This window comes from Sphingobium sp. JS3065, assembly GCF_026427355.1.
Taxonomy (GTDB): domain Bacteria; phylum Pseudomonadota; class Alphaproteobacteria; order Sphingomonadales; family Sphingomonadaceae; genus Sphingobium.
Map to the genome: position 1 here is coordinate 2,108,184 of NZ_CP102664.1, position 19,859 is coordinate 2,128,042.

Sequence of the window (19,859 nt, forward strand, 5' to 3'; positions counted from 1 at the left end):
GGGGTGGGTGCGAGCGTAGCGAGCTTCAGGCCTGGCCGCTAAAATCGCCGCCGATGCCGCGCCAATCCCTCGCCCCCTATCCCCACACGTCTTGATCGGGACACCCCTAAACCCGCACCACCCGCATCCGATAATCCGCCAAAGCCTGCCACGCGTCCCGCGCGCCCGTCCGCGCCACCCGCGACCGCGCCAGCCGCGCCCCGACGACCCGCCAGCCCCCGCCAGGCTCCAACACCCGCAAAACCGCATCGACCCGCCCCAGCAAAGCGGCCAGCCGCGCAGGCGCTTCCCCCGCGTCGTACAGGCTGACGGTCACCACCAGTTCCCGCCCATCGACATCCTTCGCCCCCCATTCCAGCGCCACGCAGTCCCCCACCACGCCATAGGGCGCGCTAGCCCGCCCCGGCGCGCCGTCGAACAGCCCGTTCAACCCCGCCATCAATTCCGCATCCCCGCGCAGGGCCGCCACGACCGCCCCGCGCACCGCCACCTCCGCGCTCATCGCCACGCCCTTCCGTTATTCCGGCCCGCTTCCCGCAGCGCCAGATCGCCCATCCACCGCCGCTTGAGGCCAGCCCCGGACAGGCGCACCACCTCACCCTCGACCAAAGCCTCCTCGACCCCGGCCTCCAAAGCCGCCGCCGCGATCCCCCGCCGCCGCGCCTCGACGCGCTCCTCCACCAGCGCCATCAACCGCGCCATCATGCCAGCCGCATCCGCCGCCATGGCCGCCACAGCGCGCTCACCACGGCGGGCGGCGTCGCCACTTCGCCGTCCCGCGCCACGAAATGCTCCGCCGCCAGCCTGACGATCCCCTGCCGGATCGCGTCGGGCAGCCCCTCGACATCCGCCGCCAGACCCGCCCGGTATCGCACCGTCACCTTGCCCGGCCCGTCCACCAGCCGCGCCCGCACCCAGCCATCCCCCGAAGCGTCGATATCGACCGCATAGGCCCCGGGCGCCAACGCCACACCCTCCACCTCCACCCCCAATATCGCGACCACCGGCCGCGCCGTCAGCCGCCGCCAGCTCCCATCCGCTACGATGGTCTCGGCCGCCTCCCGCACCACCAGCCACTGCCCGATAAACTGCTCGCAAAGCCCCGAAGCGCTTCCCAGCAACCGCTCCAGCACGCCATCCTCATCGTCCGACCCGATCCGCAACCAGGCCTTGAGATCCGCCAACATGGCCCCTCCCCAACAAAAAGGGGGACGCCCACAGGACGCCCCCAAAAACCTTCTCCCCTGGGGGGAGAAGGATACGCAGCCTTACCGGCTCTGCCGGTTAGGCGAAGTTGGAAGAGGGGGAGATCACGACGCCGCGAACTTCATCAGCTTGATCGCCTCCGAATTCGCCACGGCCCCGCCTATCCGCTTCACCGCGTAAAAGTGAACGAACGGCTTGTTGCTGAACGGATCGCGCAGGATGCTCGTCTCGCTCCGCTCCGAGACCACATAGCCCGCCTGAAAATTGCCGAAGGCGATCGACAAAGACCCCGCCGAAATATCCGGCATATCCTCCGCCTCCACGACCGGATAGCCCAGCAAGGTCGCCGGCTGCCCCGCGATCAGCGAAGGCTGCCAGATAAACGCCCCGTCACTGGTCTTCATCTTGCGAATGACCGCCAGCGTGGCCGAATTCATCACGAAACAGGCCCCCTGCCGATAGGGCGCGCGCAGGCTCTGCACCAGATCGATCAGCTTGTCCTGACCCGCCGCCGCAAAAGCGCCCGAAGCCCCCGAAGCCACATATTGCAACGAGCCGAAGGCGCGCACGCCGTCCACTTCATTGGTGGCCGTATAGGTCAGGAACCCCTTGGGCTTGTTCGTGCCATTGCCGTTGACGAAGGCCGCCCCCTCCGCCACCGCGAACTCGCGGGCGATTTCCCCGGCCAGCCAGCCCTCGACATCGAACTGCGCATCGTCCAGCATCGCCTGGCTCGCCGCCGGATTGGCGTATAGCTCCCCCGAAGGCGGCACGATCTCGTTGAAGACAGGGGTGGCCGTCTCCGTCCGCGCCCCCGTCTCGCTGGCCCAGCCCGACACGATGCCGCCCGAAGTCACCAGCTTGCGATAACCCGCCGACCCCGTCCGCACGACATTGGCGATGGCGCGAATAGGAGAAATCCCCTTCAGCGTGGCATCGATGATCTGGTCGATCTCCCGCGGCACGGCATAGCCGCCCGCGCCACCGCTCGCCCCGGAAAAGCTCTTCAGTTCCACCCCGGCCTCCAGCCCCTGCCGCACATAACGCTCGACAAAGGCCGCCCGACGCGGATCGACCGCCCCGCCCTTCACGCCATCCAGCGCGGGCCTCTGCTGAACCAGCAAAGCCCCCTTCAACGCCGCCACCTCATTCTCAAGGCCAGCGATACGCTCACCCTGCACCACCGCATCAAAGCTCGCTTCCAACTGATCCGTCATAGCCACTCCCACGAAAAAGGGGCGCCCCAACGGAGCACCCCTGCAAAACCTTCTCCCCGGGGGGAGAAGGATACGAAGCCTTACCGGCTCTGCCGGTTAGGCGAAGTTGGAAGAGGGGGATTGCTCCACCCCCTCCACCGCAATCACCCGCGCCAGATCCTGCATCGGATGCGTGACGACACTCACCTCCACCACCTCCAACTCCAGCAACTCACGCGGCGCACAACCCCGCGCCTCCCGCACCCGATAGCCAAAGGAAAGCCCATCCACCGCCCTCTCCCGAAGCGCCCGCCCGGCCTCCCGCCCCGCCGCAGTCCGCCCGGAAACCCGCCCGATCACGCGCAGCCCCCGCGCATCCTCCTCGACCTTCTCGACCGTCCCGATCACCTCGCCGGGCCGATGCTGCCACAGCAGCGGCACCCCCGCCGCCACGCCTGCAAAGGCCCCCGCCCGCACCACGTCGCCGCCCCGGTCCACCCGGTCGAACACCGCCGCATAGCCGGCGAACCGCACGTCACTCATGCACCAGCCCCGCCAGCCCCAGCTTCACCGCCATGCCCAACAGCAGCAAAGCCATCACGACCCGCGTCACCCAGGCGACCACAGCCCCCCGCGCCGCCTTCTTCGCGTCACGCCATGCCCCCAGCAGCTCGCGCAACTCCCGCACATCATCGCCCGCCCCGCGATCCGCCAGCCCCAGCCGCTCCAGCGCCCGCCCCACGCCCAGTTCGCTTGCCTCCTCGATCAGCGCGCGGATCATGACGATATCCATCCCCACCGGCTGCGCCTCGGCCTGCGCGACCAGCCGCGCCAGCATCTCTCCATCATATTTCATGGCTAAACCCCCAAAACCGCCCGCTTCTCCTCCGCCGACAGGAAATCCGCCGCACCGACCCGCTCCCAAAGCGCACTGCGCTCCTCGAACAGGGCAGGCACCGCATCCAGATCGACATTCAGGGACAAATCGGGCCACCATCCCTGCAACCCCTGCGCCAGTCCGCCGCAAATCTTCGCCATCAACGGCAGGATCGTCTGCCGCCACAGCGCCCGATTGGCCTCGCGATAGTTGGCGTAAGCATTGTCCCCCGGCAGCCCCATCAGCATCGGCGGCACGCCAAAGGCCAGGGCAATCTCCCGCGCCGCCGCCGCCTTCAGGCCCACGAAATCCATCTCGGCGGGCGTCAGGCTCATCGCCTTCCAGTCCAGCCCGCCCTCCAGCAACATGGGCCGCCCGGCATTGGCCGCGCCGGAAAAGGCGATCTCCATCTCCCGCTTCACCCGCTCATACTGGTCCGGCGCCATCACCGACCCGTCGCCCGGATCATAGACCATCGCCCCCGAAGGCCGCGCCGCATTGTCCAGCAAAGCCTTGTTCCACACCGTCGCCGCATTGTGGATCGCCACCGCCCCGGCAGCCGCCCCCACGCAACCCAGACCATAATGGTCGTCCAGCGGATGCAGCGCCTTCAGATGGATGATCCCGGTCCGCCCGCTCCCATCCTCCGGCGACAGCCGCGTCACGCTCTCCCCCACGCGATACAGATAGGCGGACGGCCATCCCCGCGCATCCGCCTCCACGCTCACCCGCTCCGGCCGCAGCGCATATAGCTCCACCGGCATCCCATCGGCGCCGACCATCAACTGCACATAGGCATTGCCATGCAGCAGCAAATGGCTCGCCAACGTCTCCACCAGCGACTGCCCCGAAGAACAGCGCGTCACCAACCCCTTCACCCGCCGCCGCTCTTCCTCGCCGACGCCGCCGACGGCCAGCGCGGTCCCGCCAGCCCCCTCCGCCACCAGCCGCAAGGCCCGCTGCGCCACCGGATTGCCGACCACCCCGGCCCGCACCTGCGCCTCATAGCTGGCAGGCCATTCCCCCAGCGCCACGCCACCGGAACCCCACGCCCGCGCCAAAACCGGCCGCGCACTTTCCCGCGCCGCCTTCACCCCGAAAAATTTCATAAAAGCCCACCCCAACAAAAAATCCTCCCCCCATTGGGGGAGGATGGTGAAGCTTGGCAGCAAGCTGCCTAGCGAAAGCTGGAGAGGGGGCAGCCCCCTCTCCCCCACTCTAAGGATTGCGAGCCAAAACCCGATCGCAGGTCGAATTCGTCCCCTCGCTCTTGCCGATCACGCGCCCGGCCACAGCCCCCGCCGCACCGGCCAGCAAGGACTCGCCCAAATTCCCCCCAGCCAGGGCTCCGACGCCAGCACCACCAGCGGCCCCGATCACCGTCCCCCTGTCCCGCCCCTTCTTCGCCTGGAGCAGACAATAGCGCACATCATCCCGATCCCGCGGCGCGGCGCGAGCCACCCGCGCCCGCTCCTTGCTGCTCAGCGAAGCCGCCATCACCGGCCCGCTCACCAAAGCCAGCCCACCCGCAACCATCATCCATCCGGCCCATTTCATGACCCATCTCCTTGAAAATCACACGGATGGACTACGCAGAACCTAAACCCTTGTTCCCTCATTCCGCCCCCGCAACAGCTTATGCCTCTCCCCTTACCCCTTACCCCTTACCCCTTACCCCTTACCCCTTACCCCTCTCCCTGCAGGGTCGGCCAGAGGCACGTGACTCTGGCCGAGGCTGCGCAGACTTGGCAGCTTGCTGCCTAGTCGAAGCTGGGTGAGGGGAGCGAACAGGTCGATCATGCCCCCGGCATGATCTAAGGGCTGCGGGGCAGCCCTTACCTGTTCGCTCGATCCAAGGGATCGCGCGGGCCACAGGCCCGCTTCGCATGAGCTTCACCCACTTCCCCACCCCTAAAACCCCCGAACCCGCGCCTCCCCACGCCGCCCCAGCATCAACTCCGTCAGCGCCCAGACCAGCGCGTCCGCCCGATCCGGCGACCGCCCCGGCCCGACATAGCCGCCCCCCAGCATCAACCCGCACAACTGGTCCTCCAGTTCGGCAAAGCCGCCCCGATGCGCCACCCGCCCGGCCTCATATAAAGCCGCCACCGGCTCCGCCCGCGCCACCTTGCCCCGGCTCGCATGCACCAGCCGCACCGGCAATCCGGCCTCCGCCGCCCGCAACACGCTTTCCACCATCGCGCCGCCATTATTGGCCTCCGCCACCACCCGATCCGCGCCATGCACCAGCGCCGCAGCCGCCACCGCCCGCGCCCAACCCTCCGGCGTCGCGCCCTCCACGGTCGCGTCGGCAATCACATAGGCCCGCCCGTCACCCCCCAAACCGACCACGACAATCCCGCACGCATCCCCATGCGCCGAAGCAGGCGGATCGACCGCCACCACCACCCGCACCAGAGCGCCCCGCACATGCGCCACCCGGCACCGCTCCAGCAGATCCCGGCTCCACAGCGCGCCCTCCACCTCTTCGATCAGCTCGCCGTCCAGTTCCTGCCGCCCCAGCCGCGTGCCGCCATAATTGCGCTCCATCGCCGCCAGAAACCCGTCGGCCAGATGCGCGACATTGTCCGCCGACCGCCCCCGCGTCACCACCACGTCGGAACCGATCCGCTCCACCAGCCCCCGCACCAGAGCCACGGGCCGGGGCGTCGTCGTCGCCAGCACGCGGGGCGCGATGCCCAGCCGCATCCCCATCATCAGATTGTCCCAGGCCGCCTGTCCGCCCGCCCATTTGGCGATCTCATCGGCCCAGCCATGGCTGAACTGCGGCCCGCGCAGGCTTTCCGCCTCCGCCGCCCCGAACAGGGTCGCCACCGCCCCGTTGCGCCACACCAGCTTGCGCAGCGCAGGCAGGAAGGCAGGCCGGTTCCACCAGGGCGCGACGGCCAGCACGCCCGAAGCGCCCTCCACCATCACCGCCCGCGCCTCGCCCAGCGTCGCCCCGACCAGCGCGATCCGCGCCGCCGGATCGCTCTCCGCGACCGACCGCACCCATTCCGCCCCGGCCCGCGTCTTGCCGAATCCGCGCCCCGCCATCATCAGCCAGATGCGCCAGTCCCCTTCGGGCGCCAGTTGCTCCGGCCGCGCCAGCCATCGCCAGTCATGCGCCAGCGCATCCGCCGCCGCGCCGCTCAGCCCCGCCAGCACCCGCTCCCGCTCCGCCTCCGGCATCAGCGCCAACCGCTCGAAATCCGACAGTTGCCCCACGCGCCGCCTCCATTCATCGATTTTCCCGGTGCTTCATTTGGCGCGCCCGGCCCGCGCCCCTATATGCCGCCGATGAGTTCCATCCGCCCCGCCCGCGCCGCCGACGGCGCCCGCCTGCTCGACATCTGGCGCAAAGCCGTCGACGCGACCCATGATTTCCTCACCCCCGCCGACCGCGCCGCCATAGAGGAGGAAGTCGCCACCTTCCTCCCCCTCAGTCCCGCCTGGCTCGCCACCGACACGGACGACCAGCCCATCGGCTTCATGCTGATCGAGGGCACCCATATGGAGGCGCTGTTCATCGACCCCGACTGGCACGGCCAGGGCATAGGCCGCCGCCTGGTCGACCACGCCCTGTCGATGCACCCAACGCTCACCACCGACGTCAACGAACAGAATGACGGCGCGATAGCCTTCTACGAAGCCCTCAGCTTCGCCCGCACCGGCCGCTCGGACCAGGACGGCCAGGGCCGCCCCTACCCCCTCATCCACCTGCGCCACGCGCCCTGACGGAATGCCCGAAAACGACCAGCCGCCGCCATCCTCCCCCCTCCCTGAAAGGGAGGGGCCGGGGGTGGGTAGTCGAGCGCAGCGAGGCCCGTCACGACAGGGTCATTCGCCGCGTCCCCGAAGCGGCCGGCCCGCAAGCGACCAACCCAAGACATTCCTTCTCCCTTGAGGGAGAAGGATACGAAGCCTTGGCGACGAAGGAGCCTAGGCGGAGTTGGATGAGGGGGAGCGGGCCTGCGGCCCGCGCGATCCTGTGGATCGAGCGAACAGGTAAGGGCTGCCCCGCAGCCCTTAGATCATGCCGGGGGCATGATCGACCTGTTCGCTCCCCTCACCCAGCTACGACTAAGGCAGCAAGCTGCCAAGTCTGCGCAACCTCGGCCAGAGTCACGCGCCTCTGGCCGACCCTCAAGGGAGAGGGATTTGGAATGTCCGCCCTCCACCCAAAAAAGCCCCTACCCCCCACGCCTCTCCCGCACCAACTCCAGCGCCTTCCTCAACCGCATCACCGCATCAGCGCCATCGGGCTTCTCGATCCCCTCCTGCTCCAGCATCTCCGCCACTTCCTGCTGATGCGCCCTGAACAGGATCGCCTGCACCATATGCGGATGCCCGCGCTTGATCTTCCGGCTCTTCACCGCGCCTTCGCCATCCAGCACGATCTCCTCCTGCTCCGTGCCGAACAGCGCCTGCCGCAGCATCAGCGCCTTCAATTCCTCATGCCCGACGCTCAGCGCCTGCTTCCAGGCCCGCGCAAAGGCCGGATCGCGCCGTTTCAGATAATAGGCGCTCGACAGGTTCTTCTCCGCGGCCCGCGCCGCCTCGCTGACATTGCAGGTCAGGGCCAGCGTCTCCAGAAATCGCGCCCGCAATTCGGCGGTCCAGGCGTCCTTGCGCTGCGCCCGCATCTGCGCGCCGCTCCCCGCCTCGCCCTGCTGACTATTGCCCAGCACCAGCACCCGGTCGGGGCCCTTCGCCCGGCCCGTGAAGCGCGCGCGCGTGCCCGCCTCCTTCGGCTTGTCCGCCATATCCATCCCCCCCGCCCGAATGAAAGCCGCCGAAAATGAAAAAGGCCGGTCCCGCCGGACCAGCCCCATCCGCCTCACCGGCGATGCGCATTTTTCCACTGTCGCAACATGTGCCAGAACAGCGTCACGATGTCAAGAAAAATGTTCCATATGGGTTAATTCATTGCCCCATGTCCGGCGATCCGGCGACCGACCGCGTATAATCGATCCTGATCCGCACCCAACTGCCGACCATCACCTTGCCGTTGACCCGCGGCGGCAGCACCAGAAACTGCCAGGCCGCCAGCCGCACCGCCTTGGCAAAGCCCGACCCCAGGGGCGATTCGCCCAGCGCCTGGCAATTTTCGACATGATAATGATCGACCGTCTTGCACGCGACCAGGCCCCATCCATTGCCCGGCGCATTGGCGGGCAGATAGCCGCCCAGTTCCGCAGCCGTAGGCCGCCGATACCATTCCGCCTCGAACAATTGCACCCCGCCCGGCCCCTCGCCCGGCCCGGCCACCGCCGCGCTGTCCCCCTGCCCCGAAGCGCCGTCGGCGGCCCCCTTCTTCGCCATCTTGCCGATATCCGCCGACGCCATCTGCTGGCGGTCCATCACCAGAAAGGGCAGGGGCGATGGCTGCTGCTCCGTCGGCGTCACCACGGGCGGGTTGGGCTTCACCACCGGCTGCGCCTTCCGCTGCGCCGATTTCTCCTGCTTCTTCTTCTTCTCGCTCTTCTCGGCCTTGGCCTTCGCCTTTTCCGCCTTCGGCCCCGGTGCCATCTCGAACGTCACGGGATTGCGAAAGTCGGGCAGCCGCACGATCGGCTCAGGCGCGAGCGTCAGCAACGCCAGCAGCAAAAGCCCGTTGAACAGCAGCGCGAACAGCAATCCGCCACCGCGCTCGCGCCATTTCGAAGGGGATGAAGAAGTCAAATTCACATGAATGCGCCGGGCGGGGAGTCGCAGGGGGTCATGCCCAGACGCCGCCGCCCCGTCAACGCCGTCCGGTCAGCAGATATCCTCTTCCCGCACGAGCGGACGGCTTTCCCGGGTAGCCCGCATCCGGCTGGCCTTATCGTCCGGGTCCGACGTCAGCACGACATGATCCGCATGCACTTCCAGCAGCACCCCGGCAAAGGGCATCCCTTCCAGACTGCCCGTCACTCGGTAACTGACCGAATCGCCGACCTTGAACGTCGCCGGATCGGTGTTGAATTCAAACGGGCAACCGCCCTCTCCCATGCCAAGCATATCCGTCTCCTTTGCCGAAACCTAATGCGGGTCCGCCATGCCGATCAAGCCCATCTCAAGCCCACATCCAGATGCTGGCAATGGCAAAATCACTGGCAGCCTGAAAGCTCTTCGGCTAGGGCCTCAACCCGATGCTCACCAAGCTCTACCAATGGACGCTGGCTAAAGCCGCCCACGCCCACGCCGAACGCTGGCTTTTCGCAATCTCCTTCATGGAAAGCAGCTTCTTCCCCATTCCGCCGCACCCGCTGCTGGGCCTGATGTGCCTGGCCCGCCCGGAACGCGCGATCCGCTTCGGCCTGATCTGCACCATCGCGTCGGTCCTGGGCGGCCTGTTCGGCTATGCCATCGGCCATTTCCTCTACGAAACGGTCGGCCAGCAAATCCTGCAAGCCCTCGGCCTCGCCGCCAAATTCCCGGTCGCCGCCTGCTATCTGCGCATTTACGGGGCGGAGATCATCCTGATCAAGGGCGCAACGCCCATCCCCTTCAAGCTGATCACTATCACGGCGGGCTTCATCGGCCTGTCGCTCTTCACCTTCCTCTGGGCCAGCATCCTCAGCCGCGCCTTCCAGTTCATGCTGGTCGGCTTCCTGTTCTGGAAGTTCGGACGCCCCATCAAGGCATTCATCGAGAAATATCTGGGCCTGCTCTCCGCCGCTTTCCTGGTCCTGGTGATCGGCGGCTTCATCGCAGCCTCGGCCCTGTCCGGCGGCGGGGAAAAGAACGACAAGTGCAGCCAGGCCACCATGGCCACCCTGCGCTGACCCGCAACGGCATGAAGGACATTCCGTCCCGCTTCCCAAAGCTCACCGCCCTGCTCGCCGGATTTCTGTCGGCGACGGGCTTCGAACCGCTCAAACTCTGGCCAGTCACCCTGGCCTGCCTCGCGCTCCTCATCCTCCTCATCCAGCGCGCACCCGACCGCCGCAGCGCTTTCTCACGCGGCTGGCTGTTCGGCGTCGGCCATTTCACCCTGGGCCTCAACTGGATCGCCCACGCCTTCACCTTCCAGGACGCGATGCCCCACTGGTTCGGCTACGGCGCGGTAATCCTCCTGTCCCTCTACCTGGCGGTCTATCCCGGCCTCGCCACCCTCGCGGCCTGTTACCTCCTCCCAAAACTCCCCTCCCTTTCAAGGGAGGGGCCGGGGGTGGGTACCGAGCGCAGCGAGGCCTCCGCCCTCCCCTTCATCCTCCTCTTCGCCGCCACCTGGCTCGCCTCGGAATATCTCCGCGCCACCGCCTTCACCGGCTTTGCCTGGAATCCGCTGGGCGTCACCCTCCTCCCCACCGGCATCGCGATCGCATCCACCCTGATCGGCACCTACGGCCTGGCCGCCCTCGCCATCCTGGCATCTGGCGCGCTGCTCCTCACCTTCCGCCGCCAGTTCCGCCAAGCCGCCGCCCTCGCCGCGCCCCTCATCGCCCTCGCCCTCTGGGGCCATCTCTCCCCCGCCCCGCCAACACCTGCGGGCGCACCGCGCATCCGCGTGGTCCAACCCAATATCGGCCAGGACGAGAAATATTCGCCAGAACTGGAACAGGCCCACTTCCGCACCCTCGCCACCCTCGCCGGCACCCCGCGCCCGGCCCCGCGCCTGATCTTCTGGCCCGAAGCCGCCATCCCCGCCTATCTCGACCTGGAACCCGACTGGCGCGCCCGCCTGGCCGGACTGCTCGGCCCCGGCGACCTCCTCATGACCGGCGCGACCAAGGTCTATTTCAAGCAGGTCGAAAAAGACGGCATCACGGAAAGCGCCCTTTCCGGCGCGAACAACAGCCTGTTCATCGTGGACCCCAAGGCCCGCCTGCTCGGCCGCTACGACAAGGCTCACCTGGTCCCCTATGGCGAATATCTGCCGATGCGCCAGTTTCTCCAGCCGCTCGGCCTTTCCCGCCTCGTCCCCGGCGCCGTCGATTTCTGGCCCGGCCCCGGCCCGCAGAGCCTGACCCTGCCCGCCACTCTGGGCCGCCCCCCACTCAAGATGGGCGTGCAGATCTGCTACGAGATCATCTTCTCCGGCCAGGTGGTGGACAAAGCCAACCGCCCCGCCTTCCTCTTCAACCCCTCCAACGACGCCTGGTTCGGCAGTTGGGGTCCGGTCCAGCATCTGGCCCAAGCCCGCCTCCGCGCACTGGAGGAGGGCATCCCCATCATCCGCTCGACTCCCACCGGAGTCTCGGCGGTGGTCGACGCGCGCGGCCATATCCTCAGCCGCATCGCCCACCACCGCGCCGGTTTCCTCGACACCGCCCTGCCCCCCGCGCTGCCGCCGACGCTTTTCGCCCGCCTCGGCAACTGGGCGCCGTTCGCCTCGATGCTGACACTGCTCGCAGCCGCCTTCTTCTCAGGGGCCATTGCCACCCGCAAAACGACCCGCTAATAGCCACATAAACTTTTCTTTATGTCGCTTGTCCGCACAGCCTGCTAACGGGAGTCCCATGCGCAACAACTATCTCTTCACCTCGGAATCCGTTTCCGAAGGCCATCCTGACAAGGTCGCAGACCAGATTTCCGACGCCATCGTCGACCTGTTCCTGTCGAAAGACCCCGAAGCCCGCATCGCCTGCGAAACGCTGACCACGACCCAGCTCGTGGTGCTGGCGGGCGAAATCCGCTGCAAGGGCGTCTATGAAAACGACGCCTGGGCGCCCGGCGCGCAGGAAGAGATCGAACGCACCGTCCGCGAAACGGTGAAGCGCATCGGCTACGAACAGGACGGCTTCCACTGGGAAACGTTCCGCTTCGAAAACAACCTCCACGGCCAGTCCGCGCACATCGCGCAGGGCGTCGACGCCGCGGGCAACAAGGATGAGGGCGCGGGCGACCAGGGCATCATGTTCGGCTTCGCCTGCGACGAAACGCCCGACCTCATGCCCGCCACGCTGGACTATAGCCACAAGATCCTGGCCAAGATGGCCGCCGACCGCCACTCCGGCCGCGCCCCCTTCCTGGAACCGGACGCCAAGAGCCAGGTGACGCTCCGCTTCGAAAACGGCAAACCTGCCGCCGCCACCGCCATCGTCGTCTCGACCCAGCATGCGCCGGGCTATGACGAAGGCGCGAAGGAAGCCGAACTCAAAAATTACGTGAAGGGCGTCGTCGCGGAAGTCATGCCCGGCGACCTGCTCTCCGACGAAACCGTCTATCACATCAACCCGACCGGCAGCTTCGAAATCGGCGGCCCGGACGGCGACGCAGGCCTCACCGGCCGCAAGATCATCGTCGACACCTATGGCGGCGCTTCGCCCCATGGCGGCGGCGCGTTCAGCGGCAAGGATCCGACCAAGGTCGACCGTTCGGCCGCCTATATCACCCGCTATCTGGCGAAGAATATCGTCGCCGCGGGCCTCGCCCGCCGCTGCACGATCCAGCTCGCCTACGCCATCGGCGTGTCTGAACCGCTGTCGCTCTATGTCGACACCCACGGCACCGGCACGGTGGGCGACGACCGGATCGAACAGGCGATCAAGGGCATCGAGGAACTGGGCGGCCTCACCCCGCGCGGCATCCGCACCCATCTTGGCCTCAACAAGCCGATCTACCAGCCCTCAGCCGCCTATGGCCATTTCGGGCGGAAGGCCGAAGGCGATTTCTTCCCCTGGGAACGCACCGATCTGGTAGAAAAGCTCAAGGCCGCCATCGCCTGATGCAATAATGGGGGAAATCATGGGACGGAAGCACCGCTCGACCATCGCCACCCTGGCCATGGGGGCGGCGCTTGCCGCTTCCGTCCCATCCCCCGCCCTCGCCGCCCCGGCCAAGGCCGCCGCCGACGACGCCGCGATCTTCCGCGCCGCTGGCCTCAAAAATATCGGTCGCGGCTGGACCAGCGGCTGCGACGAATCCGGCCAACCGCCTTCGCCCGCCACGATAGACGAACGCCGTGACCTCAATGGCGATGGCCGTCCGGAAGCCGTCGTCTCCGAATCCAGCGGCTATTGCTACGGCAATACCGGCCAGGCTTTCTGGCTGCTCAGCCAACAAGCCGACGGCGGTTGGAAACTGATGGCGCATGAAACCGGCATCCCCGAATTCCTGCCCGGCAAGGGAGCGGGCGGCTGGCCCGATCTGTCGGTCGGCGGCCCCGGCTTCTGCTTTCCCGTCCTGCGCTGGAACGGCCGCAACTACGCCTTCCATCGCCGCGCCTATGCGGGAAAGCCCTGCCGATAAAGGGGCGGCTTGCCCCCACCGCCCCGGCCCGCTATCGGCGCGCCCATGACAGCGTACGAAACTGGGCACGAATCTGGGCAAGAATCCGGGCAGAAATCCGGCGACCCCACCACGCTCAACCGCCTCTATGGCCGCCAGTCGGGGCACAAGCTGCGCGCAGGCCAGCAGGAACTGGTCGACACGCTGCTCCCCGCCCTCTCCGTCCCCGCAGAGGGAGAGGTCACCGCCGCGAACCTTTTCGGCTATGACCGCCCGCTGCATTTCGAGATCGGCTTCGGCGGCGGCGAACATCTCGCCTATCGCGCCGATCTTCTGCCCGACCATGGCTTCATCGGCTGCGAGCCTTTCCTGAACGGCGTCGTCACCGCGCTCGGCCATGTCCGCGACCAGGCGCTGGGCAATGTCCGCCTCCACATGGGCGACGCGCTTCAGGTGCTGAGCCGCATCCCCGACGGCGCGCTCAGCTTCGTCTACCTCCTCCATCCCGACCCCTGGCCCAAGGCGCGCCATGCCAAGCGCCGCATGATGAACCCCGGCCCGGTGGCGATGATCGCGAAGAAACTGAAACCCGGCGGCGAATTCCGCTTCGGCACGGATCACCCCATCTATCTGCGCTGGGCGCTGATGGTGATGAACGGCCACCCCGATTTCGAATGGCTGGCCACTTCTCCCAAGGATTTCCAGGTCCGCCCCGGCGGCTGGCCCGAAACCCGCTACGAAGCCAAGGCCCGCCGCCTGGGCCACGAAGTCTGGTACTTCCGCTACCGGCGTAAATAGATCAATGCGATGAGGCACAGGATCGTTATTTTCCAGTATCTTACCTACGCCGCGCTACCCCACGATAACCCATGTTTTCCGCCACGGTGATTACTTTTATGGTACCTGAGGTATCGTCATGGCCACCGGAAGGATCACCAAACGAACGCTGGATGCGCTGCTATCGGCAGGCGTCGATGGCTTTCTATGGGACGAAGATTTGAGGGGCTTTGGGCTAAAGACCACGTCACGTGGAGTCGCCTCCTATGTCGTTCAATATCGGATGGGCGGACGAGAGGCCAAGACACGACGATACACTATTGGGTCCCATGGCTCACCATGGACGCCTGCCACAGCGCGCGAGGAAGCTAGCCGCATGCGACTTCTGGTCGCCCAGGGAATTGATCCTGTAAAATCCGACAAGCAGCGGCGGCGCGAAGCCGTCGATCTGACTTTTTCAAACTACGCTGATCGCTTTGCGGGGAACTGCAAGGGCAAGGGTTGGAAGACGCTGGTCACACGCTTTTTCAGCCTCCACATCAAGCCCCGCCTTAGGGAGGAAAAGGCCTTGCCGACAATTACGCGGACAGATGTGGTGGATGTGTTCGACCACATGCCCGTGGAGCAGGTGGCAAACCGCCGAAATGTCTTTGCTGTTCTGCGACGACTATTCAAATGGGCGGTGAGTAGAGGCGATATCGAGCGGAGCCCCATGGAAGGCATGGAGACGCCGCCACCGGTCAAACCAAGAGAACGGTGGCTTTCGGACGAAGAACTCGGACGGATCTGGGTCCAAGCCTTAAAATGTCACCGCTGCTTTGGTCCGATCGTTCGCCTACTGATTGTTACCGGGCAGCGGAGGGAGGAAATTGCAGGGCTCCACTGGGCGGAATTTGACCGAAACCAGCGAGAACTGAAGCTGTCGGGCGACCGCACGAAAAATGGAGAGCCCACCAGTACGACCACCGCCCGCAAGATAGCTGTGCTGTTCTACAACAGCTTGCGGTACGGCATCGCGTACCACGACCCCGGCGCCTCACAATATGAGGAACGATATCGCAGCCGGGTGATCGGCAATCTCCAGCGCCGCGCCAAGACCTTCGGCTTCTCACTCCAGCTATTGCCGCCAGAGCCCGATATGGCTGTTTCTTAGGAAGGCCACGCAATTCTTCGCGAGCCAGCGACCGTGAGGTTCGCGTTCGTGGAGAGCTGGCGCCATGTGTGGTCAGTAGAGACGATCTGCCGGGTTCTGCGCGTCAGCAGCCTATACGCGCACTGCATTCGAGCAAAACGCCATCAAGCCCGACAGGCAACTCGACCTTTATGACTCCGCGCGCGCCAACATGGATGCCATCATGCGGACATCGATCAAGGCGGGCGACAATCCCAACGTTGTGGCTGCCGCGATCGTGAAAGCCGCAACTGATCCGTCGCCAAAGGCACGTTATGCTGCAGGGAAGATGGCGCGAAAAGTGAGCCTGCTGCGACGGTTCGTTCCCGCCCCGGCCTTCGACAAGAGCCTGCGAAAGCTGCATGGTCTACCTGTCTGACGCCGGTTTCAAAACCTCTCGCCGAAATCAGCCGCGATTGACCTTGGCACGATCGAGGAGGGACGGAACCAGCATTTTCGGAGGGCGGAGAGAAATCTCTGCCCTCGGACCAACGACAAACCTCGTCATTTTTCCGCCGGGCGTTCTGTTTAGAAGATGTCATGGGCTGGAGCATGGAGATGCGCGCGCCCTACAGGCGTCCATGGGGTCTCTGCGCTACTGTCGCCCGCATGAAGGCCGGCCTCTTGCGCAAGCGATCCCAATAGCGTTGGACCGGATCGGTCAACTGATCAAACAGGCCCGTGAACTGAGACAGCATAATCGCATAACCCACCGAGATGTCGGCCATGGTAAAAGCATCGCCAGTAGCATAATCGCCCCGTTCGAGGAACATCTCGATGCCACGCGCCCGCGCCAGGAACCAGCGACTGTAATCGCTCACCACTTGGGCGCTACGCCGTTCCTGGGGTTCGAGGCGACCGTAGCGAAGGACGATTGCCTGGGGAAATGTGAGCGTTGCCTCCCCAAAGTGCAGGTAATTGAGGAAAGCTCCAAAACTCGGGTCATCCACCTCGGGCACGACGCCATCCGAGCCATAGCGCGCACCAAGATAATGGCAGATCGCAGCGGATTCGGTCATCCGAAGCTCTCCCTCGACAAAGAGAGGAACGGTGCCGAGGGGATTCTTCTCGAGATAGGTAGGGTTCGTCTGTCGTGGCGGAAAATCGAGAAGTTCGAGCGTATAAGGAATGCCCACCTCTTCCAGCGCCCAAAGGGCGCGGAAGGAACGCGAGTCCGCGCTATGATAGAGGGTTCGCTCGACGGCCATTAGAAGCGGAACCGAACAGGGAGGCTCTTCAAGCCGCTTACAAAGGTGGATTCGATATAAGTCGGCTCGCCTGCAAGCTCGACATGCTTCAGGCGCGGGAGAAGTTCCGCATAGAAGGCCCGGATTTCCATCGTTGCCAGGAACTTGCCAAGGCAGAAGTGCGGACCGTAGCCGAAGGCCAGATGTGCGGGATTTCCCTTGCGATCTACGCGGAATTGATCGCTATCGGGAAAGACCGATTCATCCCGGCATGCCGATGGATAGCACAGCATGATCGCCTCACCTGCCGCAATCGTCGTGCCATGCCAGGTCACGTCTCGCCGCGGTGTGCGCATGAAGTGCTTCACAGGCGCCGTCCACCGGACGAACTCCTCGGCCGCGGAACCGAGAAGACCGATGTCGGCGCGCAACTTCGCGAGTTGTTCGGGAAATTGGATGAGCCCCAGCAGACCGCCTCCTATGGACGCCGCAGTGGTGTCGTGACCTGCAGTTGATGCGATAACATAATAAGATGTCATCTCCCGTTCGGCCATCGGACACCCATTCACGACGCCGTTAGCTATCGTCGAGATGATGTCATCACGCGGGTTCTTGCGGCGATCATCCGTAAGCGATTTATAATAGTCGCCGAATTCAGCGAAAACATCGCGACTTCCGCCCGGCGCGGCGGATTGTGGTTCGCCATCCTGGGTCTTCAAATCCTTGTCAGCCGGACTGAAGAGACGCTGTGTCAGACGCAGCACATACGCCTCATCTTCCTGCGGGACACCCATGAGCGTCATCACCACCCGCAGCGGATACCAATAGGCGATATCTGCCGAAAAATCGCAGTTCCCGCCAAGGTCTTCCATCCGGTCGACAAACTCCTTCGCGATCGCGGCGATCTGCGGTTCGAATTTTCGTAAGTGTTTCGGCCCGAACCAGTCCATGGTGACGCTTCGATGCGCCCGGTGGTAGGCTCCGTCCATATGCGTCAACGGCTTTACGCCGTTCCGGTCGCCATATTTGGCCTCATAGATCGCCTCTACCTTCTCGGGCAGAAGGACCGTCCGATCTCCTGCCGCATATGTCTCGGCATCGCGCTCGACGGCCATTATATCGTCATGACGGGTCATCACCCAGAAGGGGCGGTATCCGCGTGGCTCTGCCTTCGCGATGGGTGTGTCGCGTCGCAGTCGGGCGTAAAGATCATAGACCTGGTCGGGCTTCGCAAATGTCGATGGGCGCGCCAATGATTCAGGCGTGAGGAGTTCTGTCATGCATGCGTCTCGCTGAAAGTGACCTGAAGATTGAGTTGGCTCAGTTCGTCTTCGATGCCTTCGCGCCAGCCGCGGTCGGCGAGGTCACCGATGATTTCCACGGAGAGGCACCCCTTGTCGTCGGATACGACCTGCCAGCTTATCTGATCCGTAGCGGCGCTCCTGCTCAGCAGGCTCTCGACCGCTACGGCGGCCGCAAGGCGGCGCAATTCGGGTTTGAAAATCTTGCGCATCGCTGTTCGCGGAAGAGCGTCGAGCTGAAATATGCGCATCGGAGTTCCGGCACGTTCAGGTAGCCGCTCTTGGCAAAATCTCCGCAGCGCCGCCTCGTCCAGCCGCGCACCATCCGCGAGTTGAACAAATGCCACCGGCAATTCGCCGACCCGCGCATCGGGCATACCGACGGCCGCAGCATCGAGGATATCCGGATGATCCAGCAAGGTCTCCTCGATCGGCGCCGGATCGATATTGTGCCCGCCTCGAATGATGAGATCCTTCTCGCGACCCGCGATCCAGAGATAACCGTCGGCATCGAAGCGCCCCAGGTCACCGGCATCGATCCACGGCGCACCTGGCATGCCGGCGATGAACTTGCTGGAATCCTGGGCCGTATCGACATAGCCATCAAACACAGCAGGCCCGGACACCGCGATGTTTCCGACTTCACCTACCCCACATTCGCGGACGAACCGATGGGCATCGTCGAGCAAAACGATTTTCACCTCGTAGAGAGGCGCCACGATCCCGCCGCTTCCGGGCCGGGGAGGCAACGCGATCGGATTGACGCAGCAGAAGCCGGCCGTCTCGGTCATGCCATAGCCCTCATAGATGCCATGACCGAAGAGCTTCTCATAAGATCGACACAGATTTGCCGGCAACTTGCTCGCGCCGGCTATGAAATGGCGGATGCTCGTCTGTTCGCCCGCATGGGTCGTTAGCAGATCCGAAAACACCGTCGGCACCGATATCAATTGAGTAAAGCCATATTTGTTGGCCAGCGCCCAGAAATTCACGGCCAGATCGGGTGTCCGGAAACCTGCCGGCGTCAGGATCACCAGGGTTTGCCCAAGCATCAGCGTGCGTGTTGAGGCAATGACACCGCCTCCGACATGGAACATGGGCAAGGCAAGCGGCACGACATGATCGGCATCGAGGCTGCTCGCCACCGCGCTGCTGTGTGCCCCGACCAAAAGGCTTCTATTCGACAGCCGTGCGACTTTCGGCGCGCCGGTCGTGCCGCCGGTGGGGAAATAGGCGGCTATTTCGTCCAGACTCGGCTCTTTACCCAGATACCGGTCGGCCGGGAATGGGGCGGACGCTCCGAGAAGGTCGATGGCGCGATCGCCGGCGCCTTCTCCCAATACGAGATGGAAAGCCAGGGTCGGATTGGCGGCCGTCAAGGCACAGGCCAGCCCGTAACTGCCGCAGACGCTGTGTTCGCCCGCGGACATGACGGCCCGCGCGCCGGTGGCGCGCGCAATTTCGCCTATGGCGCCCGAATCCAGGAACGGATTGACCGGGACGACAACACCCAGCAACTGGGCTGCCCAAAATCCGGTCAGGCCTGCAAGACCGTTGGGCGCCAGATAGAGGATGCGGTCGCCGTCGCAAAGCCCCAGGTCCAGCATGTGGTTTGCCGCGCGCAAGATCGACGCGTGCAGTGTTTCATATGTAGTCGATATCGGCGTCGCATTGAGGTCCGCGCTGGGCAGGTCGATGACCGCGATCTTGTCGGGAAACTGCAACGCCTTCCGCCGAATAGCATCATAGACGCTTACGCCCGGCAGATCGTCCACCCCGATCGCGGCGAACGCCTCTCTGATATCCTTCGGTGTCGGGCCTCCCGCCATTTCATCGCTCTCCGCTCGCTTTTCTTCGCGAACTATATGACTCAACCGATTGGACGTATGCCCACTCGAAAGGATGGGCCATCAACGCTTCCTTGCGCACCATCCGGAAACTGCCCGTCCTTTTTACGGGGTTGCAGTGCTGCGAATGCGCCTAGGC

The 19,859-nt window shown here is 65.0% G+C and carries 23 protein-coding genes; 8 read left to right on the forward strand and 15 right to left on the reverse strand.

Annotated elements, in window-relative coordinates; all coding sequences use genetic code 11:
* Positions 1 to 106 precede the first annotated feature (106 nt).
* The 9 genes from gp17 to NUH86_RS10115 all read right to left on the reverse strand — a co-directional run bounded on the left by gp17 (position 107) and on the right by NUH86_RS10115 (position 6,471).
* Positions 107 to 502, reverse strand: coding sequence for a tail completion protein gp17 (gene gp17 / locus NUH86_RS10075; protein ID WP_267249378.1), 396 nt, complete (start codon positions 500 to 502; stop codon positions 107 to 109).
* Positions 499 to 705 carry a hypothetical protein gene (locus tag NUH86_RS10080; RefSeq protein WP_267249379.1) on the reverse strand — a complete coding sequence of 69 codons (207 nt, stop codon included), beginning with the start codon at positions 703 to 705 and terminating at the stop codon, positions 499 to 501. Before NUH86_RS10080 ends, gp17 begins: the two co-directional genes overlap by 4 nt.
* Positions 702 to 1,187, reverse strand: a complete 486-nt coding sequence (locus NUH86_RS10085) for a head-tail connector protein (RefSeq protein WP_267249380.1) — start codon at positions 1,185 to 1,187, stop codon at positions 702 to 704. Before NUH86_RS10085 ends, NUH86_RS10080 begins: the two co-directional genes overlap by 4 nt.
* A 123-nt stretch (positions 1,188 to 1,310) precedes the next feature.
* On the reverse strand, positions 1,311 to 2,423 hold the full coding sequence (locus NUH86_RS10090; protein ID WP_267249381.1) for a phage major capsid protein: 1,113 nt from the start codon (positions 2,421 to 2,423) through the stop codon (positions 1,311 to 1,313).
* Positions 2,424 to 2,519: 96 nt separating this feature from the next.
* A complete protein-coding gene (locus NUH86_RS10095) occupies positions 2,520 to 2,945 on the reverse strand; it encodes an HK97 family phage prohead protease (protein ID WP_267249382.1) in 426 nt (141 codons plus the stop codon).
* Positions 2,938 to 3,258 carry a DUF6127 family protein gene (locus NUH86_RS10100; protein ID WP_267249383.1) on the reverse strand — a complete coding sequence of 107 codons (321 nt, stop codon included), beginning with the start codon at positions 3,256 to 3,258 and terminating at the stop codon, positions 2,938 to 2,940. The genes NUH86_RS10095 and NUH86_RS10100 overlap by 8 nt, the downstream gene beginning before the upstream one ends.
* Before the next feature lie 2 nt (positions 3,259 to 3,260).
* Positions 3,261 to 4,388 carry a phage portal protein gene (locus NUH86_RS10105; protein ID WP_267249384.1) on the reverse strand — a complete coding sequence of 376 codons (1,128 nt, stop codon included), beginning with the start codon at positions 4,386 to 4,388 and terminating at the stop codon, positions 3,261 to 3,263.
* Positions 4,389 to 4,497: 109 nt separating this feature from the next.
* On the reverse strand, positions 4,498 to 4,836 hold the full coding sequence (locus NUH86_RS10110) for a hypothetical protein (protein WP_267249385.1): 339 nt from the start codon (positions 4,834 to 4,836) through the stop codon (positions 4,498 to 4,500).
* Between the two features lie 354 nt (positions 4,837 to 5,190).
* Positions 5,191 to 6,471: a DNA-packaging protein gene (locus NUH86_RS10115; protein WP_267252094.1), complete on the reverse strand. Its 1,281-nt coding sequence runs from the start codon at positions 6,469 to 6,471 to the stop codon at positions 5,191 to 5,193.
* Positions 6,472 to 6,570: 99 nt separating this feature from the next.
* Here NUH86_RS10115 and NUH86_RS10120 point away from each other — a divergent pair, with 99 nt between their 5' ends.
* A complete protein-coding gene (locus tag NUH86_RS10120; protein ID WP_267249386.1) occupies positions 6,571 to 7,017 on the forward strand; it encodes an acetyltransferase in 447 nt (148 codons plus the stop codon).
* Between the two features lie 455 nt (positions 7,018 to 7,472).
* On the opposite strand, the gene NUH86_RS10125 is transcribed toward NUH86_RS10120, so the two are convergent.
* From NUH86_RS10125 to NUH86_RS10135, 3 genes are all read right to left on the reverse strand, one after another.
* A complete protein-coding gene (locus tag NUH86_RS10125) occupies positions 7,473 to 8,045 on the reverse strand; it encodes a hypothetical protein (protein ID WP_267249387.1) in 573 nt (190 codons plus the stop codon).
* A gap of 160 nt (positions 8,046 to 8,205) precedes the next feature.
* The gene (locus NUH86_RS10130; RefSeq protein WP_267249388.1) at positions 8,206 to 8,970 is read right to left on the reverse strand and encodes a hypothetical protein; all 765 of its coding nucleotides are present in this window, start codon (positions 8,968 to 8,970) and stop codon (positions 8,206 to 8,208) included.
* 69 nt (positions 8,971 to 9,039) lie between these two features.
* Entirely contained in the window at positions 9,040 to 9,282 is a 243-nt protein-coding gene (locus tag NUH86_RS10135) for a hypothetical protein (protein WP_267249389.1), read from the reverse strand.
* A 131-nt stretch (positions 9,283 to 9,413) separates the two neighbouring features.
* Between NUH86_RS10135 and NUH86_RS10140 the strand changes: the two genes are divergently transcribed.
* The 7 genes from NUH86_RS10140 to NUH86_RS10170 all read left to right on the forward strand — a co-directional run bounded on the left by NUH86_RS10140 (position 9,414) and on the right by NUH86_RS10170 (position 15,764).
* Positions 9,414 to 10,049, forward strand: a complete 636-nt coding sequence (locus NUH86_RS10140; protein ID WP_267249390.1) for a YqaA family protein — start codon at positions 9,414 to 9,416, stop codon at positions 10,047 to 10,049.
* Positions 10,050 to 10,060: 11 nt separating this feature from the next.
* Complete coding sequence (gene lnt / locus NUH86_RS10145) at positions 10,061 to 11,668, forward strand: apolipoprotein N-acyltransferase (protein ID WP_267252095.1); 1,608 nt, start codon at positions 10,061 to 10,063, stop codon at positions 11,666 to 11,668.
* A 58-nt stretch (positions 11,669 to 11,726) separates the two neighbouring features.
* On the forward strand, positions 11,727 to 12,935 hold the full coding sequence (gene metK, locus NUH86_RS10150; protein WP_267249391.1) for a methionine adenosyltransferase: 1,209 nt from the start codon (positions 11,727 to 11,729) through the stop codon (positions 12,933 to 12,935).
* Between the two features lie 19 nt (positions 12,936 to 12,954).
* Positions 12,955 to 13,458, forward strand: coding sequence for a hypothetical protein (locus NUH86_RS10155; RefSeq protein ID WP_267249392.1), 504 nt, complete (start codon positions 12,955 to 12,957; stop codon positions 13,456 to 13,458).
* A 45-nt stretch (positions 13,459 to 13,503) separates the two neighbouring features.
* Complete coding sequence (gene trmB, locus NUH86_RS10160; protein WP_267249393.1) at positions 13,504 to 14,235, forward strand: tRNA (guanine(46)-N(7))-methyltransferase TrmB; 732 nt, start codon at positions 13,504 to 13,506, stop codon at positions 14,233 to 14,235.
* A gap of 118 nt (positions 14,236 to 14,353) precedes the next feature.
* Positions 14,354 to 15,367 (forward strand): tyrosine-type recombinase/integrase, encoded by a 1,014-nt coding sequence (locus tag NUH86_RS10165; RefSeq protein ID WP_267249394.1) that lies wholly within the window; start codon positions 14,354 to 14,356, stop codon positions 15,365 to 15,367.
* Positions 15,368 to 15,569: 202 nt separating this feature from the next.
* On the forward strand, positions 15,570 to 15,764 hold the full coding sequence (locus NUH86_RS10170) for a hypothetical protein (protein WP_267249395.1): 195 nt from the start codon (positions 15,570 to 15,572) through the stop codon (positions 15,762 to 15,764).
* 190 nt (positions 15,765 to 15,954) lie between these two features.
* Here NUH86_RS10170 and NUH86_RS10175 read toward each other — a convergent pair whose 3' ends face one another.
* Genes NUH86_RS10175 through NUH86_RS10185 form a run of 3 tightly spaced genes read right to left on the reverse strand, consistent with a single transcriptional unit; the run spans position 15,955 to position 19,702 of the window.
* On the reverse strand, positions 15,955 to 16,593 hold the full coding sequence (locus NUH86_RS10175) for a glutathione S-transferase family protein (protein WP_267249396.1): 639 nt from the start codon (positions 16,591 to 16,593) through the stop codon (positions 15,955 to 15,957).
* Positions 16,593 to 17,852, reverse strand: coding sequence for a cytochrome P450 (locus NUH86_RS10180; RefSeq protein ID WP_323748983.1), 1,260 nt, complete (start codon positions 17,850 to 17,852; stop codon positions 16,593 to 16,595). The genes NUH86_RS10175 and NUH86_RS10180 overlap by 1 nt, the downstream gene beginning before the upstream one ends.
* Positions 17,849 to 19,702: an AMP-binding protein gene (locus tag NUH86_RS10185; protein WP_267249397.1), complete on the reverse strand. Its 1,854-nt coding sequence runs from the start codon at positions 19,700 to 19,702 to the stop codon at positions 17,849 to 17,851. Before NUH86_RS10185 ends, NUH86_RS10180 begins: the two co-directional genes overlap by 4 nt.
* Positions 19,703 to 19,859: the final 157 nt, after the last annotated feature.

Coding starts and splice junctions, on each gene's coding strand:
- NUH86_RS10095 (WP_267249382.1), bottom strand. CDS start 2,945: ATGAGTGACGTGCGGTTCGCCGGCTATGCGGCGGTGTTCGACCGGGTG.
- NUH86_RS10175 (WP_267249396.1), bottom strand. CDS start 16,593: ATGGCCGTCGAGCGAACCCTCTATCATAGCGCGGACTCGCGTTCCTTC.
- NUH86_RS10100 (WP_267249383.1), bottom strand. CDS start 3,258: ATGAAATATGATGGAGAGATGCTGGCGCGGCTGGTCGCGCAGGCCGAG.
- NUH86_RS10120 (WP_267249386.1), top strand. CDS start 6,571: ATGCCGCCGATGAGTTCCATCCGCCCCGCCCGCGCCGCCGACGGCGCC.
- NUH86_RS10155 (WP_267249392.1), top strand. CDS start 12,955: ATGGGACGGAAGCACCGCTCGACCATCGCCACCCTGGCCATGGGGGCG.
- NUH86_RS10140 (WP_267249390.1), top strand. CDS start 9,414: ATGCTCACCAAGCTCTACCAATGGACGCTGGCTAAAGCCGCCCACGCC.
- NUH86_RS10115 (WP_267252094.1), bottom strand. CDS start 6,471: ATGCCGGAGGCGGAGCGGGAGCGGGTGCTGGCGGGGCTGAGCGGCGCG.
- NUH86_RS10170 (WP_267249395.1), top strand. CDS start 15,570: ATGCGGACATCGATCAAGGCGGGCGACAATCCCAACGTTGTGGCTGCC.
- NUH86_RS10105 (WP_267249384.1), bottom strand. CDS start 4,388: ATGAAATTTTTCGGGGTGAAGGCGGCGCGGGAAAGTGCGCGGCCGGTT.
- NUH86_RS10110 (WP_267249385.1), bottom strand. CDS start 4,836: ATGAAATGGGCCGGATGGATGATGGTTGCGGGTGGGCTGGCTTTGGTG.
- metK (WP_267249391.1), top strand. CDS start 11,727: ATGCGCAACAACTATCTCTTCACCTCGGAATCCGTTTCCGAAGGCCAT.
- gp17 (WP_267249378.1), bottom strand. CDS start 502: ATGAGCGCGGAGGTGGCGGTGCGCGGGGCGGTCGTGGCGGCCCTGCGC.
- NUH86_RS10125 (WP_267249387.1), bottom strand. CDS start 8,045: ATGGCGGACAAGCCGAAGGAGGCGGGCACGCGCGCGCGCTTCACGGGC.
- NUH86_RS10180 (WP_323748983.1), bottom strand. CDS start 17,852: ATGACAGAACTCCTCACGCCTGAATCATTGGCGCGCCCATCGACATTT.
- NUH86_RS10165 (WP_267249394.1), top strand. CDS start 14,354: ATGGCCACCGGAAGGATCACCAAACGAACGCTGGATGCGCTGCTATCG.
- trmB (WP_267249393.1), top strand. CDS start 13,504: ATGACAGCGTACGAAACTGGGCACGAATCTGGGCAAGAATCCGGGCAG.
- NUH86_RS10090 (WP_267249381.1), bottom strand. CDS start 2,423: ATGACGGATCAGTTGGAAGCGAGCTTTGATGCGGTGGTGCAGGGTGAG.
- NUH86_RS10185 (WP_267249397.1), bottom strand. CDS start 19,702: ATGGCGGGAGGCCCGACACCGAAGGATATCAGAGAGGCGTTCGCCGCG.
- NUH86_RS10135 (WP_267249389.1), bottom strand. CDS start 9,282: ATGCTTGGCATGGGAGAGGGCGGTTGCCCGTTTGAATTCAACACCGAT.
- NUH86_RS10085 (WP_267249380.1), bottom strand. CDS start 1,187: ATGTTGGCGGATCTCAAGGCCTGGTTGCGGATCGGGTCGGACGATGAG.
- NUH86_RS10080 (WP_267249379.1), bottom strand. CDS start 705: ATGATGGCGCGGTTGATGGCGCTGGTGGAGGAGCGCGTCGAGGCGCGG.
- lnt (WP_267252095.1), top strand. CDS start 10,061: ATGAAGGACATTCCGTCCCGCTTCCCAAAGCTCACCGCCCTGCTCGCC.